Origin of the sequence: Nodularia sp. UHCC 0506, from assembly GCF_034931045.1 — a bacterium.
Lineage (GTDB): Bacteria > Cyanobacteriota > Cyanobacteriia > Cyanobacteriales > Nostocaceae > Nodularia.
The window spans coordinates 24,144-40,512 of record NZ_JAYGHH010000032.1; the positions used below are offsets into that span (position 1 = coordinate 24,144).

The 16,369-nt window shown below is 42.5% G+C and carries 13 protein-coding genes and 1 pseudogene; 7 read left to right on the forward strand and 7 right to left on the reverse strand.

What is annotated here, in order from left to right:
* Window positions 1–60: 60 nt before the first annotated feature.
* Together VB654_RS16845 and VB654_RS16850 are read left to right on the forward strand one after the other, a co-directional pair.
* Window positions 61–975 carry a class I SAM-dependent methyltransferase gene (locus VB654_RS16845; protein WP_323214967.1) on the forward strand — a complete coding sequence of 305 codons (915 nt, stop codon included), beginning with the start codon at window positions 61–63 and terminating at the stop codon, window positions 973–975.
* An 84-nt stretch (window positions 976–1,059) separates the two neighbouring features.
* Window positions 1,060–1,278: a hypothetical protein gene (locus VB654_RS16850; protein ID WP_323214968.1), complete on the forward strand. Its 219-nt coding sequence runs from the start codon at window positions 1,060–1,062 to the stop codon at window positions 1,276–1,278.
* Here the strand turns inward: VB654_RS16850 and VB654_RS16855 are convergent.
* Entirely contained in the window at window positions 1,273–2,517 is a 1,245-nt protein-coding gene (locus tag VB654_RS16855) for a hypothetical protein (protein ID WP_323214969.1), read from the reverse strand. The genes VB654_RS16850 and VB654_RS16855 overlap by 6 nt on opposite strands.
* Window positions 2,518–2,750: 233 nt before the next feature.
* Complete coding sequence (gene mnmG / locus VB654_RS16860) at window positions 2,751–4,673, reverse strand: tRNA uridine-5-carboxymethylaminomethyl(34) synthesis enzyme MnmG (RefSeq protein ID WP_323214970.1); 1,923 nt, start codon at window positions 4,671–4,673, stop codon at window positions 2,751–2,753.
* Window positions 4,674–4,979: 306 nt separating this feature from the next.
* On the opposite strand from mnmG, the gene VB654_RS16865 reads away from it, so the two are divergent.
* A complete protein-coding gene (locus tag VB654_RS16865; protein WP_323214971.1) occupies window positions 4,980–5,555 on the forward strand; it encodes a TIGR04376 family protein in 576 nt (191 codons plus the stop codon).
* Between the two features lie 131 nt (window positions 5,556–5,686).
* Here the strand turns inward: VB654_RS16865 and VB654_RS16870 are convergent, their stop codons facing one another.
* From VB654_RS16870 to VB654_RS16885, 4 genes are all read right to left on the reverse strand, one after another.
* On the reverse strand, window positions 5,687–7,192 hold the full coding sequence (locus tag VB654_RS16870) for an acyl--CoA ligase (RefSeq protein WP_323214972.1): 1,506 nt from the start codon (window positions 7,190–7,192) through the stop codon (window positions 5,687–5,689).
* Between the two features lie 17 nt (window positions 7,193–7,209).
* The gene (locus VB654_RS16875) at window positions 7,210–7,848 is read right to left on the reverse strand and encodes a Uma2 family endonuclease (RefSeq protein ID WP_323214973.1); all 639 of its coding nucleotides are present in this window, start codon (window positions 7,846–7,848) and stop codon (window positions 7,210–7,212) included.
* A gap of 128 nt (window positions 7,849–7,976) precedes the next feature.
* Window positions 7,977–8,771 (reverse strand): 3-methyl-2-oxobutanoate hydroxymethyltransferase, encoded by a 795-nt coding sequence (gene panB / locus VB654_RS16880; RefSeq protein ID WP_323214974.1) that lies wholly within the window; start codon window positions 8,769–8,771, stop codon window positions 7,977–7,979.
* Between the two features lie 116 nt (window positions 8,772–8,887).
* Window positions 8,888–10,048 carry a ligand-binding sensor domain-containing protein gene (locus VB654_RS16885; protein WP_323214975.1) on the reverse strand — a complete coding sequence of 387 codons (1,161 nt, stop codon included), beginning with the start codon at window positions 10,046–10,048 and terminating at the stop codon, window positions 8,888–8,890.
* Between the two features lie 849 nt (window positions 10,049–10,897).
* Here VB654_RS16885 and VB654_RS16890 point away from each other — a divergent pair.
* The 4 genes and pseudogenes from VB654_RS16890 to VB654_RS25260 form a co-directional block, all read left to right on the forward strand.
* Window positions 10,898–12,328, forward strand: coding sequence for a form I ribulose bisphosphate carboxylase large subunit (locus tag VB654_RS16890; RefSeq protein WP_323214976.1), 1,431 nt, complete (start codon window positions 10,898–10,900; stop codon window positions 12,326–12,328).
* A 101-nt stretch (window positions 12,329–12,429) separates the two neighbouring features.
* The gene (gene rcbX, locus VB654_RS16895) at window positions 12,430–12,831 is read left to right on the forward strand and encodes a RuBisCO chaperone RbcX (protein ID WP_323214977.1); all 402 of its coding nucleotides are present in this window, start codon (window positions 12,430–12,432) and stop codon (window positions 12,829–12,831) included.
* A 60-nt stretch (window positions 12,832–12,891) separates the two neighbouring features.
* Complete coding sequence (locus VB654_RS16900) at window positions 12,892–13,221, forward strand: ribulose bisphosphate carboxylase small subunit (RefSeq protein ID WP_323214978.1); 330 nt, start codon at window positions 12,892–12,894, stop codon at window positions 13,219–13,221.
* A 288-nt stretch (window positions 13,222–13,509) separates the two neighbouring features.
* Window positions 13,510–13,662 (forward strand): annotated as a pseudogene (locus VB654_RS25260) (lipase); the annotation flags it as partial.
* Between the two features lie 198 nt (window positions 13,663–13,860).
* Here VB654_RS25260 and VB654_RS16910 read toward each other — a convergent pair.
* Window positions 13,861–16,369, reverse strand: a 2,509-nt coding sequence (locus VB654_RS16910; RefSeq protein WP_323214979.1) for a patatin-like phospholipase family protein, incomplete at its 5' end; no start/stop codon positions are given.

Below are 16,369 nucleotides of genomic sequence, written 5' to 3' on the forward strand. Positions count from 1 at the left end.
GATAGACTAGGCTGCAATAATTGTAATAAATGCTGTTAAACGCCAACAAACTCAAAATTTATGACTGCTGCGACAACAACTACTCCTGGTTTAGCCTCCCGTTTAGTCAATAGTATCCTGGCTATCAAACCTTTAGCCAATCTAGCCAAGCATCAAGCTAGACAAATGATGATTAAACGCGCCCAAAGAATTGGCGTTCCTTGGACAGAAGAAGTAAAAACATTAGAGGCGCGTGATTGGACGCAAGAATTAGCTCAAGTACAAAATCCTCAAGTTTCTTATCCAGAATACTACTTGCGACCATTCCATGCCTACGAAGGTGGGGATCTCAGTTGGCAAGCTGCTTTTGAGTTAGAAGTGGCTGCGAATACCGTCCATGCCGGAATTTGGCCGGATGCGGGAGCAAAAGGAGATGCTAAACTACGCCAAAGTTACCACGATATTTTAAAAGCGCAAATTTCCCATCCACCCCAGGATATTTTAGATTTGGCGTGCGCTGTGGGTTTAAGCACTTTTGCCCTCCAAGAAGTTTATCCCCAGTCTCAAATCACAGGTTTAGATTTATCTCCCCACTTTTTAGCTGTTGCTTATTACCGCGCCCAACAGCGTCAAGCTCAAATTAAGTGGCTTCATGCCGCAGCTGAATCTACTGAGCTACCAAATGCTTCCTTTGATTTAGTCTCTATTTTCTTAATGTGCCACGAATTGCCCCAATCAGCAACCAGAAAGATTTTCGCCGAAATGCGGCGGCTGCTGCGTCCAGGTGGTCATTTGGCAATTATGGATATGAATCCCCAATCAGAAAATTACAAGAAGATGCCACCCTACATTTTGACGCTACTCAAAAGTACTGAACCTTATTTAGATCAATATTTTGCTTTGGACATTGAACAAGCCTTAGTGGAGGCTGGTTTCCAAGTTCCCACTATCACCAGCAATAGTCCTCGTCACCGCACTATAATTGCTCAAGTGTAGATATCCTGAACAAAACCCCCCGGATTTATCCGTGGGGTAATTCAGCGTTATGTATTTCTAGTTACTGTCAAGGCGATGAAGATAGTGTTGATAGCTCAAAACCTGGAAGCAATTGGGTTTCTACTCATTACTCAGCACTCAGCACTCAGCACTCATTACTCATTACTCAGCACTCAGCACTCAGCACTCAGCACTCAACACTCAGCACTCATTACTCAGCACTCAGCACTCAGCACTCAGCACTCAGCACTCATTACTCAGCACTCAGCACTCAGCACTCAGCACTCAGTACGCGTTTTATAACTTCTGCCCTGCAAATATTGACCGGACTTCACCGTTACGACGCACGATCGCTTTGCCATTGGACACATCGACGAGAGTCCAGCCAGTAGCACCGATGGTTTCTCCCATGTGTATCCGGCGAGTTACGCCTTCAAATTCAAATAAAGCAGCAGATTTTTCACCTAACTCTAGTAATCCTGCCAAGGTATGGGTAGCAGTGGTTACAGCAGAGGCTTGCTGTTGGGTATCTGTTGGCACTGATGGTCTTTGGGGTATAGTCACTCCAGGTATATTTGACGGACGCATTGATGCGTTCTGCATGGGGACAGGGTTGATTTCTGGTCGTATAGCAGCTGTGATATTGGCGTTGGCTGGTTTGGCTGATGATTGCACAGGTTTCATTTGTGTATTTACAGCATCAGTTTGAGATGCGATCGCGCCGGGAGTAGGAGGTGGTGCATAACGCATTGGTGACGGCGCTTGATAAACAGGAATGTAAATGCGCTCAACAACACCTGTAGAACGGTTAGCAATGGGTTGTTGTGTGTTGTTCACCGCTACGTCAGAAACTCCCGGATTGTTGAGTCTGGAAACATCGGATGTGCGATCGCTGGTTACTTTTTGCTGCTCTATAATCGCCAATGCTCCCAGCATATAATCAACCAATTCTGCCTGAGCATCTACTTGAGGAGATAACTGTGTCTGCGCCTGCGGTAGATAAATATCTGGTTCAGTCAATCTGGAAGTGATCAGACTCAGCAATCCAGATTGCACCATATATATTGTGCCTGCGATCGCCACGCCGATTGTTGTGCCGGCAATTAGTAGTTTTCTCAGATTCATCTGAGTTTTTTGGTGCTTACTAATTGCCCCAGGTTGATTAACTACAACTGTACCAACTTGCTCGTTTCTCACTTGAGAAACTGTTTTGTCAGTCCGGGTGAGAGAGTTTTGTAAAACAATCTGCGGCACATTGATGGTTTGCAGATGCTCATATTTTGAAGTCACTGGGGTACTAAATTCACCCGAATTGTTCAAGTGATTGCGTGCCGAAGTGTCTTCTATAGGACGTGGTGTACGGCTGCCATGCCTTAAAGTATGGGAAGGCAGATTCCCACTCACATCCAAAATTTCGTCAATATCGGCAAATAGTTCATCCATCAAGCCATCAGCATAGAAATCTATCGACCACGGCTCATTGGTGATCAAGTCCTCTGATGGTTCTGGAATAAGGAGATGGGTTCTGGCTGCTTGTAACATAAGGCATTTTGGGTTGTGGCTGCCAGGATGGGGCAACGCCGCCCCTATTGCCTGGAAATCAAGATTTTTGCACCAATCCTCCAAGCCTTCGTCCAGGTTAGACGAATTGGTTGCTTGGTAGTATTAAATTAAACTTTCATCCGAAGATTGCTGATGATGCCATTACTTAATTTATGTCATCTATGGTACTACTTACTTCACATCTACTATACCCAACCTTCATCAACTTTAAATCAAGCTAATGCCGGAAATTCTGATGGGGTCTTGGTTTTACGCAATTCTAAATATATTAATAAAGCATTAATATCCGCCGGATTTACTCCGCCAGTGCGGGCTGCTTGGCCGAGAGTCAGGGGTTTTATCTGACTGAGTTTTTCCCGTGCTTCTTTAGAAAGGGTATCAATTGTGGTGTAATCCAAGTCCGCAGGTAGCTGGCGGTGCGCTTGACGGGCAATTTGTTCAATTTGATTTTGTTGTCTAGCGAGATAACCAGAATACTTAATATCAATTTCTGCCCCTTCTTTTTCTGCTTGTTTGAGGGTGGGATTTCCCAACCCGTAACTGTCGAGGTCAACGTAATGAAATCCCGGACGGCGCAGTAATTCAGCTAGGGTAATTGAACCTTTAATTGTTTGTTGGGATACAGAAGCGATCGCCTGGCCAATTTCATCATGTTCTTTAATTCTGGTAGAATATAGCCTTTCTTTTTCCTGAGTAATTTGTGCTTGTTTTTCAGTATACAAATTCCATCGACGGTCATCAATCAAACCAATTTCCCTTCCTAGAGGTGTTAGCCGTTGGTCAGCATTATCAGAACGCAGCAGTAACCGATATTCAGACCTGCTAGTAAGCATTCGGTAAGGTTCCCGTAAATCCTTAGTACACAAATCATCAACCAGCGTGCCAAGATAACTGTGTTCACGGGGAAAAACAATCATTTCTTCACCACGCACCAATCGCGCCGCATTAATTCCGGCCACAATTCCTTGAGATGCGGCTTCTTCATAGCCAGTTGTACCGTTAATTTGACCAGCACAGAATAAACCAGAAATTTTCTTAGTCATCAGTGTGGGATAACACTGAGTTGCTGGTAAATAGTCATATTCCACAGCATAGGCTGGACGCAGCATCGTACAGTTTTCTAAACCAGGGAGACTGCGTAACATCTGCAATTGCAAAGTTTCCGGCAACCCCGTAGAAAATCCTTGGATATATAATTCGGGAATATCTCGACCTTCTGGTTCAATAAATATTTGGTGGCTTTCTTTATCAGCAAAACGGACAATTTTATCTTCAATGCTGGGACAATAGCGAGGCCCTTTTGCTTCCACCCAACCACCATAAACCGGTGATAAATGTAAATTTTCCCGAATTAGGCGATGGGTTTCCGCCGTGGTGCGAGTGATGTAACAAGGAATTTGTTCCCTTTCTACCCAAGCATCCGGGTCAAAACTAAACCAGCGTACTTCTTCATCTCCTGGCTGGATAATCATTTTGCTGTAGTCAACTGACCGCTTATCGACTCGCGCTGGCGTACCAGTTTTAAGTCTGCCAGTTTCAAAGCCCAAGCGATTTAAAGTTTGAGTCAAACCCTCAGCCGCAAATTCTCCAGCCCGTCCAGCTGGCATCGATTTGTTACCCACCCAAATTTTACCACCCAAAAATGTGCCGGTGGTCAAAATGACTGCTTTGCACCCAAAAGCCACACCAAAGTAAGTCTCAACACCAATCACTTCATCATTAGCACCCAGCACCAAGTCTGTAGCCATTGCTTCCCGAATGGTCAGATTTTCTTGGTTTTCTACAATAGTTTTCATGACTGCGGCATATTCACGCTTATCACTTTGGGCGCGTAATGCCCATACAGCAGGCCCTCGTGAAGAGTTGAGGATGCGCTTTTGCAGGTAAGTCCGGTCTGCTACTTTGCCAATTTCTCCACCTAGTGCATCCACTTCATGAGTCAACTGAGATTTAGCTGGGCCACCCACTGCGGGATTACAGGGTTGCCAAGCGATTTTATCTAAGTTGAGTGTTAGTAGCAGAGTTCGACAGCCAAGGCGGGCAGCAGCAAGAGCCGCTTCGCAACCGGAGTGACCTGCACCGACGACAATGACATCAAAATCGTCTTGAAATTCAACGGAATTGTGCATGGTCATACTTACAGGAAGAGCAAGTTTAGAGTTATTAATTATTTTAACTGATTGACTGGTTGAATTAATGGAGATAAGTGATATGGAATACCATATTTTGCCAAGCTAAACATTTATCCCGATAAAAAATTCTTTGATTCTTGTCTTGGCGAACTTGGCGGTATGCGCTGCGCGAAACTTAAATAATATCTTGAGATATACAGCAAATATGCTAGGACTACCTTCAGACAGATACTGCCACAATACAGCTTCGGCATAAGACAATAATTACTAGAATACAATAATTACACCTCAACTTCTGGAGTTCTGTTCGTGGGCTTATTTGATGATTTAAGTCGGTTTCTCGAAAATCGTTTAGAAGAATTCTTGCGTAATAATCCACACTTGGAGTTAGAAGCGCTATTAGAACAGCTGCGGCAGCAAGAGGAAGATACTTTAAAATTGATTGCAGAATTAAAATTACAGGAAAAGCGATCGCAAGACGAAATCCTTTCCACTGCCCAAGAAATTCAGCGTTGGCATATCCGAGTTCAAAAAGCTAAAAATGCTGGTAAACAGGATTTAGCTGCCGCCGCACAGGATAGAGAAGCTGCCCTATTACGCGAAGGAAACCAGCGTTGGGGACAAATGCAGGGTTTAAAAGAACGTATAGCCCAATCTCAAGAACTCTTGGGTAAAATTCAAGTGCGGCGACAAGAAGTGCAAGCCAAAGCCACAGAAGCCCAAACAGCCCGCACTCAAGCTCAAACTCAGCAACGCTTAGAAACAGAGGGTTGGTGGAATCCCACTAGCAGTTACACCAGTGGCTTGGACGATTTAGAAGAAAAGTTTCGTCGTTGGGAAACTCAAGATGAGTTGGAACAAATGAAGCGTAATTTAGGAAAATGATCTGGTTGCAGTTATGGCAAGGTGCTGAGTGCTGAGTGCTGAGTTTTGAGTGCTGAGTTTTGAGTTTTGAGTGAAACCAATCTCTACCGGGAATCTGCTGTCACAGATTGTTTCCAATGGCAAAAATCTTCTTAAGTTTTTAATTTCAGAAATTTTGCCATATTCAACCTTTGCAGTTTCCCAGTAGCACCACGGGGTAAGGCTTCAAGAATGTGAATTTGTTTAGGTACTTTGAATTCTACCAAGAATTGGGAACAGTAAGATTTTAGTTCCTGTTCACTGGTGTTACTTTTGAGGACAACAGCAGCATGAATTTCTTCACCCAAGGTTTTATGAGGAACTGCAAAAGCTAAGGCTTCAGCTACCGCCGGATGACGCAGCAATAAATCATCTATTTCCAAAGGCGAAATTTTTTCCCCACCTCTGTTAATTAATTCTTTGATTCTACCAGTCAGGTAAAGATAGCCGTCTGGGTCGAGTTTACCTTGATCACCTGTCCGAAACCAGCCGTTAACAAAGGCGGTGGCGTTGGCTTGGGGGTTATTTTCGTAACCGTCGATGACGTTGGCTCCTTTTACTACTACTTCACCCAGGCGACCTTGGGGAAGCAAGTTACCATCTTCATCCATAATGCCGACTTCTACACCGTGTCCATAACCGACGCTTCCCGGTTTGCGGATTTTGGGCGGTAAGGGGTTGGATGTCATCAGATGTGCAGCTTCTGTCATGCTGTAGGACTCTACCACTGCTACATTCAGTACGGCTTCCATTTGTTCGATAATTACTGGCGGTAACGGTGCGCTGCTAGAACGAATAAAGCGGATGTTATGGGATTTAACAATATCTTCGTTGCGACTGGCTCGCGCTAAGATCATTTGATGTATGGTGGGTGCGGCAGAATACCAAGTTGGTTTGTAATGCTCAACCAGTTGCCAGAATTCTAAAGCATTAAACCCTGTGGGACAAATAAATGTCCCTCCTGATGCCAAAGTTGCTAAAAGACACCCCACTAATCCATGAATATGAAATAGTGGCATGAGACATAAATTAATGTCGTTAGCAGTGAGGCTGTAGACACTGATGATATTGTGGGCTGAGGCGATGAGATTACGGTGTCGAATGGGAACCCGCTTGGGACGGCTAGTAGTTCCACTGGTATGCAAAATAATTGCCACGTCATCAGCTTGGGGACGGTCAGGGGTAGAAGATGCTCTTTGTGGCTGAGTGACTTCCTGACTTAATTTCAAACTCAATGTACCATCAAGGTTAGTTATGGCCTGGATGAGTAGCATATCGGGATTAATGGCAGTTATAGCCGCCTCTGGTGTCCCAGGTAAGGTAATTAAGGCTTTGGCTTGGAGGTCTTCGTAGTAAAAGGCAAATTCTTCTTGTTTGTATTTGGGATTCAGGGGAGCAGCAGTTCCACATAGACTAGCGGCAAGAAATATACACGCCATTGGGGAACCGTTCGTCATGGCAATGGCAATGCGATCGCCTTTACCTAAGCCGAAACTGTGCAACTGTGCCACTAAATCAGCTACAATCGTCCGTAGTTGCTGATATGTCAGAGTCAGTTGGTCTGGTGTTAATAAGGCTGGATGCTCGTCTTTTCCAGTTAAAATATCAAATATGTGCATATAAATAAGTTATATTTTTAAGCTATCTCTTCAGGGTCAACACCTAGTTCACGTAACTTTGCTGCTAACTTTTCTGCACGTTGGCGTTCTTGTTGAGCTTGTTCGCTACTCCACAACAGCAAATTGCCTTCTTTATCCCACCACCGTAGCCAATTCATAGTTTGGCATAATCTTTCACCTTGCCAAATTCCGAGGAATAATTCTAACTCAGGAATCCAGTAACGACCACTGGTATCTGCTGACACTAAACTATACTGTCCATTTTGTAAACATCGGACTTCTAAAATTACTTCGTAAGGATCATAAGTTACGTAAGTGGGAACCTTGAGAATATGTTCGTAAAAGTACAGTTTACCGTAAGGTGGGGTGGAACGAATAGATAATTCGCCATTCTCGGTGTCTGACAAAAATTCCATGACTACAGCCACAGTCGCGCCTTCTAAATTCGGTATGTCACTACGACGAATTAAACTTGCGGCTAAAGGCTGCACTTGCGGGACATAAAACCAGTCAGGTACTTTGACCACATTTTTTTGGTTTACTGTGGCTACAAGCCCAAAATTAGAGCCTATCAGCATCTGGGGTTGTATGCGTTGTGTAGAGCCTAAAGCATCTGTCAGAGCCGATGCTAGAGCGAGTTTCTGAATATTTTCCACTGGGTTATCAGGTAAAATGAAATCGGCGCTCAGTATCTCCCATCGTAATATCTAATCCTTTTTGAGTTTTTTGAATAGGGCGAATTTGTAAAACCATAAGACTACTCCTAATATTTCAGTATATTCAGTTAGGGAAACTGGCGTTCGCCGGAGGCGGGGCTTTGCCCATCGCGCACTTCTGAGGCATAATCTTGCACAGCTTTGGTAATTGTTTCACGCAGATTTGTATAAACTTTGGCAAAGGGTGGCTGTTTTTCTGATAGACCAAGGACATCTGAGGTAACTAACACTTGTCCATCACAATGAACTCCGGCACCAATACCAATGGTAGGAATATTTAATTTTTGTGTAATCTGCATTGCCAAATCTGCGGGAATATGCTCTAACACTATAGAGAATACACCGGCTTGTTCGAGTGCGATCGCTTCGTTAAAAATTCTTTCTGCTGTTACTTGAGTTTTCCCCTGTTGTCGCAGTCCCAGTTGATGAATAGATTGAGGTGTTAATCCGACATGACCCATAACCGGGATTCCGGCTTGTACCAACCGCGCAATAGTTTCCACCATCGCTGGATAACCACCTTCTAACTTAACAGCTTGAGCGCCTGTTTCCTTCAGCACCAACCCAGCCGAGTGCATCGCTTGGGGGATACTTTCTTGATAAGTCAAAAATGGTAAATCAACCACCAGTAAAGCTTTTTCTACACCACGACGCACAGCTTTAGCATGATGCAGCATTTCTTCTAGGGTAATTGGTAGCGTAGTTTTATATCCCAAAACAGCCGCCATTGAGTCACCGACTAAGATTAAGTCTACCCCAGCCGCGTCTAGAAGTTGAGCGATCGCATAATCCCAAGCAGTCAAAGCCACAATTGACCGCCCCTGTTGTTTCCATTGAATTAATTGCCCAGTAGTAATTGCCATTTATTGGAGTGCTGAGTGCTGAGTGCTGAGTGGAAATAAAGCTACAAGGATTAGCATAATCTAATTCATTCCCCCCTGCACCCTGCACCCTGCCCCCCTGCCTCTTCCCCTTTGCCTCATTCAACCGCCCGACTAAAAGCCAGATGAGGTTTTGCACTGCCCCTTGTCGGCATTAACCAAGCTAGACCTTCACGAGTACCAATCCATAATTTATTGCCGATATCGGGTGCAAGGGTAAGAACTCGACTAGAAGGAAGTCCCGCAACTTCGTCTAATACAGCGCCTGTATGTGGATTTAATCGTAACAAACCATTGTGAGTACCCACCCACACACTCCCATCTTGGGCAAAACGCACTGCTGTAACATTTCTACCTCGCAGTGGAGTTACAGACCGCAACACTACATTAGTTTTGGGATCAATAACTAGCAAATTATTTGGCATTCCCGCCCAAATTAACCCTTCTGGACTAATGGCTAAAGTTTGCACATTTGAACCAGGTAACTGGTTAATCCGCTTCATAATTAAAGCGCTGGCAGTATTTACCCGTACCAGTCCATCCAAAGTCCCCACCCACAATTGCCCTTCAGCATCTAAAGTCATAGCGTTAGCGCTGACACCAGGCAAATTTTTTAATGTCGTCATAATTAAGCCTTGGTCGGGGCTAATTAATGCCAAACCATTATCAGTCCCAGTCCATAAGTAGCCCCGATTGTCAACCAACAACGATAAAACCCGTTTAGAAGGCAAAAATAAATTTTGGGCGGTAATTTCGTTCGTGCGGGAGTCTACTCGTTTCAATCCCTCATAAGTTCCTACCCATAAGCGACCCACTTTATCTTGTGCTAATGCGCCAATTGCTACATTGGGTAAACTCACACGCGATAAAATTCTGCCTGTGTTCGGGTCAATGCGCGATAATCCTCGCCATGAACCCACCCAGAGATTACCTGTAAAATCTCCTAGTAAGTTACTAACACGATAATCTGTTTCCAGCGATCGCTCTTGGATTAAGCGTTCATCAGGTAAAGGGTCTACTCTTGGTGGTGGTGGAGTAGGTGGGTAAAAAGGGGTTAACTCAGATGAATCAACATCAGGGGTTTTTTGTGACGACGCATTACTATTAATTTTGTCTGCCCTGGCCACATTTGTCATAGCCACAAAACCAATGCTAGGTAAAGTTATCAACCCCAGAAATATAAAAATCAGCAATAAATTATGACGCTTGCGAAGTAATCCCACGATGACATTTCCTTTGAAGACAGTACCCACAACCATTATTTCAGTGTTCCCCCAGTCAGCTTGTTTTAAACTTTAGTCACAAATTTTTTAAATTAATCATTGGAAAATTTCCTTTCCTCCCAATCACCAAAGAGGCAGAGGGGAAGGCGGCAGGAAGCGGGGGGAGCAAATACGCAAGGCGGGTTTACAGATATCATTCAACATTAACGACAATCTTACTTAACCCACCCGTACAAACGTCGGCAATCCCCAATCCTTTACTTTTCTACATAAAAAGTTACAAAAAGTTTAAAACTTTATCTAATAACAAAATTAAATATATAAGTTAAAAATTTTCAAAGAATAACTTATCAATTTCTTGATATATTGTGAGACAAGCTACAAATCACGTGGCGTGCAATTTCTTTTTCTTTCACTTATCACTCTGCTGTGTTTCTGTCAAGCAAATTCTCTGTTGGTCTGTTTACTACTCTTAGGCGACATATCAGGAGTATAGAAGTGGGAATGGGTATCAACTAGCCCAATCCCTTAAAAACCTCGATGTATAGGGAAATAATTTAATACTTTCCGCAAAGCACGGAGTTTTGGCTGGAAATAGAAAAATTTAGCGGGGCAAAAGAAAGAGATAAAAGAGAATTTTTATTCACGGGATGAAGAAAACGCACCAAGTGCCAGTTCACGCACCCCAGTTTGGGGAGAGTATTTGTTACTAAATGTAACTAAATGTTCGCTGCTAGAAAATCTACCCGCAAAAGCAAACCTCTAACAAAAAAATTTTCCTAATTTTTCCCCAAATTAGTGAGGGTAAAAAGTGGAAGTGAGAGAAAGTGGCACAGAACGTGATTTGATTAAGTAATTAAAGAGTGACTTCTTGGAAGGGAATTTATGTCTTACGCTCAAACCCAGACCCAGAGCAAATCAGGGTATCAAGCCGGTGTTAAAGATTACAGACTAACTTATTACACCCCAGACTACACACCTAAAGATACAGATATTCTGGCAGCATTCCGGATGACTCCCCAACCTGGAGTTCCTCCCGAAGAAGCAGGTGCTGCTGTGGCGGCTGAGTCCTCCACCGGTACTTGGACAACTGTATGGACAGACTTGCTCACCGACCTAGACCGCTACAAAGGTCGTTGCTACGATATCGAACCCGTTGCCGGTGAAGATAACCAATACATCTGCTACGTTGCTTATCCTCTAGACTTGTTCGAGGAAGGTTCCGTCACCAATATGTTGACCTCAATTGTAGGTAACGTATTTGGTTTTAAAGCTCTGCGGGCGCTACGTTTGGAAGACTTGCGGATTCCTGTTGCATACCTGAAGACCTTCCAAGGACCTCCTCACGGTATTCAAGTAGAACGTGACAAATTAAACAAGTATGGTCGTCCTTTGTTGGGTTGTACCATTAAGCCCAAATTAGGTTTGTCCGCTAAAAACTACGGACGTGCTGTATACGAGTGCTTGCGCGGTGGTTTGGACTTTACCAAAGACGACGAAAACATCAACTCTGCACCATTCCAAAGATGGCGCGATCGCTTCTTGTTTGTAGCAGACGCAATCCACAAAGCACAAGCAGAAACCGGCGAAATCAAAGGTCACTACCTGAACGTTACCGCCCCCACCTGTGAACAAATGTTGCAACGGGCTGAGTTCGCTAAAGAACTCAAAATGCCCATCATCATGCACGACTACCTGACCGCAGGTTTCACAGCTAACACCACCTTGTCTCACTGGTGTCGTGCTAACGGTATATTACTGCACATTCACCGTGCTATGCACGCCGTTATCGACCGTCAAAAGAACCACGGTATTCACTTCCGCGTATTGGCTAAAACCTTGCGGATGTCTGGTGGTGATCACATCCACACCGGTACAGTGGTTGGTAAGTTGGAAGGCGAACGTGGTATCACAATGGGCTTCGTTGACCTATTGCGTGAAAACTACGTTGAAAGAGACTTGTCTCGCGGTATCTACTTTACCCAAGACTGGGCTTCTATGGGTGGTGTAATGGCAGTGGCTTCCGGTGGTATCCACGTATGGCATATGCCCGCACTTGTAGAAATCTTCGGTGACGACTCCGTACTACAATTTGGTGGTGGTACTCTTGGACACCCCTGGGGTAACGCACCTGGTGCAACCGCTAACCGTGTAGCCTTGGAAGCTTGTATCCAAGCACGTAACGAAGGCCGCAACTTGGCTCGTGAAGGTAACGACGTAATCCGCGAAGCTGCTAAGTGGAGTCCTGAACTAGCTGTTGCTTGCGAACTGTGGAAAGAAATCAAGTTCGAGTTCGAGGCCATGGATACTGTCTGATCCTCAAGTAACTAGTAAAAAGTTAAAGAGTAAAAGAAAATAATATTCTTTCTTTTTACTTTTTACTTTAGCTTTTTACTTTTTATGGGCTGGGGACAAACATGAATCTTAAGCAAATTGCCAAAGATACAGCCAAAACATTGCAAAGCTACCTGACTTATCAGGCGCTAAAAACAGTATTGGCACAGCTAGGCGAAACGAATCCACCGTTGGAACTTTGGCTACATAACTTTTCCGCCGGCAAAATCCAGGACGGAGAAGCTTATATTCAGCAACTGTTTCTGGAAAAGCCAGATTTGGCATTACGGATTATGACTGTCAGAGAACACATCGCCGAGGAAGTCGCCGATTTTCTTCCCGAAATGGTTCGCACTGGCTTTCAGCAAGCCAACATGGAACAACGTCGCCAGCATCTAGAACGCATGACACGAATAGATACATCTCTCCCCAGTCCACACCCGGAACAGCAGACAAGTTCAGATCCCAATAGTGAACAGTCATAGTTTTTAACTAATAACTGTTTACTAATAATTCATATCAATCACAACCCATTATCAAAAGCTATGCAAACTTTACCAAAAGAGCGTCGTTACGAAACCCTTTCTTACCTGCCACCTCTATCTGATGCTCAAATTGCCAAGCAAGTTCAGTACATTTTGACCCAAGGTTACATTCCAGCTATTGAGTTCAACGAAACTTCTGAACCAACTGAAATGTACTGGACAATGTGGAAATTGCCTTTGTTCGGCGCTAAATCTACTCAAGAAGTATTAAGCGAAGTTCAATCTTGCCGTTCTCAATACAGCAACTGCTATATCCGTGTTGTTGGTTTTGACAACATCAAGCAGTGTCAAGTTCTTAGCTTCATTATTCACAAGCCCAGCAGATACTAAGAGTTGGGATTTTGAATTAATGTCGGGGAAGTTGAATTAATTTTTCCCCATTGGAGAGGTAGATTTTTCTGCCTCTCTTGTTTTTTAATTAAAGTAGTGATGTGACACAGCTAATTTTGTGCATAAGCATAAATATTGTGGGGTATAAGCTCTCTAGCCCACAACAAGCAAGATACCTGTTCCACAAGAGAAACAAAATACACTACTTTAAGCTGGCCACGCCACAACCTTGAAATTTCTTAACGTAGCTGGAAAGATTAGCACCAACTTACTAGAGGAAGAGTTTTGATGAGCTTTGAGCATCCCAAGCAAATCAGAATTTGTTTTTTGGGTGAATCATTTGTTAATGGTACAGGTGATCCTGAGTGTCTGGGTTGGACAGGTCGAATATGTGTGAATGCTAATAAAAAAGGTCATGATCTTACTTACTATAATTTAGGCAAAACTATGATGGCGCTCATCCTAGAGCCGCAGGTTACGCAGAATTTGCCCAAATAGTAGAAAATTGGGATGCTTGGTTAAATTGGTTTAAGTAAGTTGGTGAGAAAAAACAAATTTATGTAATGAAATGTAAAATGTCACCGAATTTGCTTGTAGTTGCGCTTGACCGCTAAAGCAGCAGGTTGTTAGAAGAATGTCTTAAATAGAAAGATAACCCGTATCCATAGGCACATAATAATGATTATCTGCATAGATAACGACATTTTTTTCCCTATCTGTGGCATAGGAACTCATATCACCTGCATACCAACTGTTTCCATCACCTTCAAACAAGCTTGACCCCATTAAAGCAGAGCGAATTTCTGTTCCTAATTGACTAATTTCCCCATCTCTACGTACCTTTGTCTCAGTTGTTTGACCTTTACGGTAACGCAACCTATCAATACTCATAGTTTTGAATGAGCCGTTATAAAAAGTAAAAAATCTTTCTCTGAGTCGTTCACGCTTATTACTAGCAAGTCTCATCTCGTCGAGTTTTTCATATACACCAAACCAATCAAGATAAATCTTCCTGTTCATAAAGCCATTCTGACCATACATGAATGCCTTTTTCAGTTTTTCTTTTTTATCTTTTTGAGTAATATTAATTTCCCTCAACGCATCTTCATACAAGGATGCTCTTTGTTTAATGGTATCAATGATTGCTTTTTTGGCTTGAAGATACCCCATTAAACTAGGTGGTAAAAATGCCATTCCAAATATTAAATGTTCATTGAGTAATTCTCCCCAATTAATAAAAGATGAACCTTTTTCTTTCTCTTTTCTAGCTAAATATAGAGAATCCCTAATTAATGATGTTGCTGCTTGATAAAGTGCCTCTTTAAATAATAAATAAATTTCTGTTGTATTATTACGGATTTGACTTTTTAAGTTTCTGCCATCCTCTGATGAATCTAATCGATATTCTGAGATAAATAACTCATCATAAGCACGCATATAGCCGTACCAGACAGTCGCCTTTATATTAAAGGGAACAACTTCTGTTAGTCCCAAAGTAGGAATTAGGGGTGCTATATGTATGATATTGCTGGAATCATTACTACTACCAAAATTGGAAACGTTAAGCGCATTGCCAAAGGTCAAATCTGTTCTAGAAACTTCATTTAAGGTATAATCTGCGGCTATTCCTGCAACTTCTGCCCATGTTGGTAAGACAGGTGAATTATTATTATTTAGTTGTTTAAATTGGTAATTACGCTCATTACTTTCAATAGGATTGCAATGGATACTGATAATATTTTTTACATCCTTGCTCAAAACCTCAATAGGGAGATTTTCTTTAACTCCTCCATCAAAGAATAGTTCACTAGTTTGTTTTCCGTCAACGGTAAATGTAATTTCATGGGGGGCAAAAAACGCCGGAAATGCACCAGATGTCAATGCTCCTTTAATTAAAATTGCTGCTGGTTGCTTTGTATCAAATAAGGCTCCATGATTATTACTATTCTTGATACTAGTAATCGGATACTCTTTGTAGATCGCATAATTAAAACCATCCCCATCCGTTTTGCCGTTATCAGGATATAAAAGCAATAGTTTTTGATTTATGTAACATATATAGCAAATAGTACCAGTATTTAAGCTAACTACAGTCATTCGTAAGTGTGCATGAGGATTTATGACTGGTCTTAATTCATTCAGCTTTTTTTCTACGGGATTAAGTAGTGCAAGACTCAGTTTGATACCCATTAATTGTTTAAGTTGGCCTAAATAAGAATTTTCCACCCCCTGCAATAACCCTGAAATAAAGCTGTTTGGATCTTCAGTAGCAATATAGTTGATAGTTCCTTGTTTGATTCCTGCTTTTCTCAGCGCTCCGGTTTTGTCACTATTGATAATAGTTTTGGCTTCTGCTCTGATCTCCACCATATCGTCTAAACGTTGTAACGATAAGTATTGATCTATAGCCTTTTGTGTAGTCTTGATTCCTTGATTTTCTTGTAGAATTAATGCTGTGAGAGAACCAGTAGAAGCAGAAGCAATTTTCAAGTTTTTAGCTGAACCAATGAAACCATCAATAGCTAGATAGTGGAGTGCGCCAACACCAAAAGCTCCTTTAACTCCTCCACCTTGAAGTGCAATACCTATTTCGGTCAAATTGCGCCAATTAAGGTTGCCTTTTTCGTTTGTAGTCAGGGAATCAAAATCTGCAAAAACGCCTTGCCAAGTTTTTTTGTTATAACCTTCAACAACCACAAGTGGCTCGGTGAAATTGAATAAACCCCCAAATTTGACAGATTGCAAATTGTTATTATTCTTTTGAGGATTTAGATTCTCAAAGTCTAGTTCACTTATATCTTGTCCGTCTGCTACAACTAAAAAGGCTTGTTCTAGAATTTTATAATTTCCTCTAGAAAGTTTCACAAATAGTTTAAGCTCATTTTGGGGCGAGTTTTGATCTAGTGAATCGACTTCTTTGTTATTATTAGAGATTGTGGTGATTATGACTTTAATGGGTTTCCGGTTTTGGTCGTAAACATCTACTTTGCTACCCGTTTTCAGTGTTCCTTCTATTAAGTTTCCAGATAAATACGTACCATCACCCCACTTTGATGTGCCGTCAAGCATCTTTAGCTCTACGTGTGTAACGACAAATTTTAAACTTTGCATACTAGATTTTTTTAAACTATTGACTACTGGAGAATAA

Coding starts and splice junctions, on each gene's coding strand:
- VB654_RS16845 (WP_323214967.1), top strand. CDS start 61: ATGACTGCTGCGACAACAACTACTCCTGGTTTAGCCTCCCGTTTAGTC.
- VB654_RS16855 (WP_323214969.1), bottom strand. CDS start 2,517: ATGTTACAAGCAGCCAGAACCCATCTCCTTATTCCAGAACCATCAGAG.
- mnmG (WP_323214970.1), bottom strand. CDS start 4,673: ATGACCATGCACAATTCCGTTGAATTTCAAGACGATTTTGATGTCATT.
- VB654_RS16870 (WP_323214972.1), bottom strand. CDS start 7,192: ATGCACATATTTGATATTTTAACTGGAAAAGACGAGCATCCAGCCTTA.
- panB (WP_323214974.1), bottom strand. CDS start 8,771: ATGGCAATTACTACTGGGCAATTAATTCAATGGAAACAACAGGGGCGG.
- VB654_RS16885 (WP_323214975.1), bottom strand. CDS start 10,048: ATGGTTGTGGGTACTGTCTTCAAAGGAAATGTCATCGTGGGATTACTT.
- VB654_RS16890 (WP_323214976.1), top strand. CDS start 10,898: ATGTCTTACGCTCAAACCCAGACCCAGAGCAAATCAGGGTATCAAGCC.
- rcbX (WP_323214977.1), top strand. CDS start 12,430: ATGAATCTTAAGCAAATTGCCAAAGATACAGCCAAAACATTGCAAAGC.
- VB654_RS16900 (WP_323214978.1), top strand. CDS start 12,892: ATGCAAACTTTACCAAAAGAGCGTCGTTACGAAACCCTTTCTTACCTG.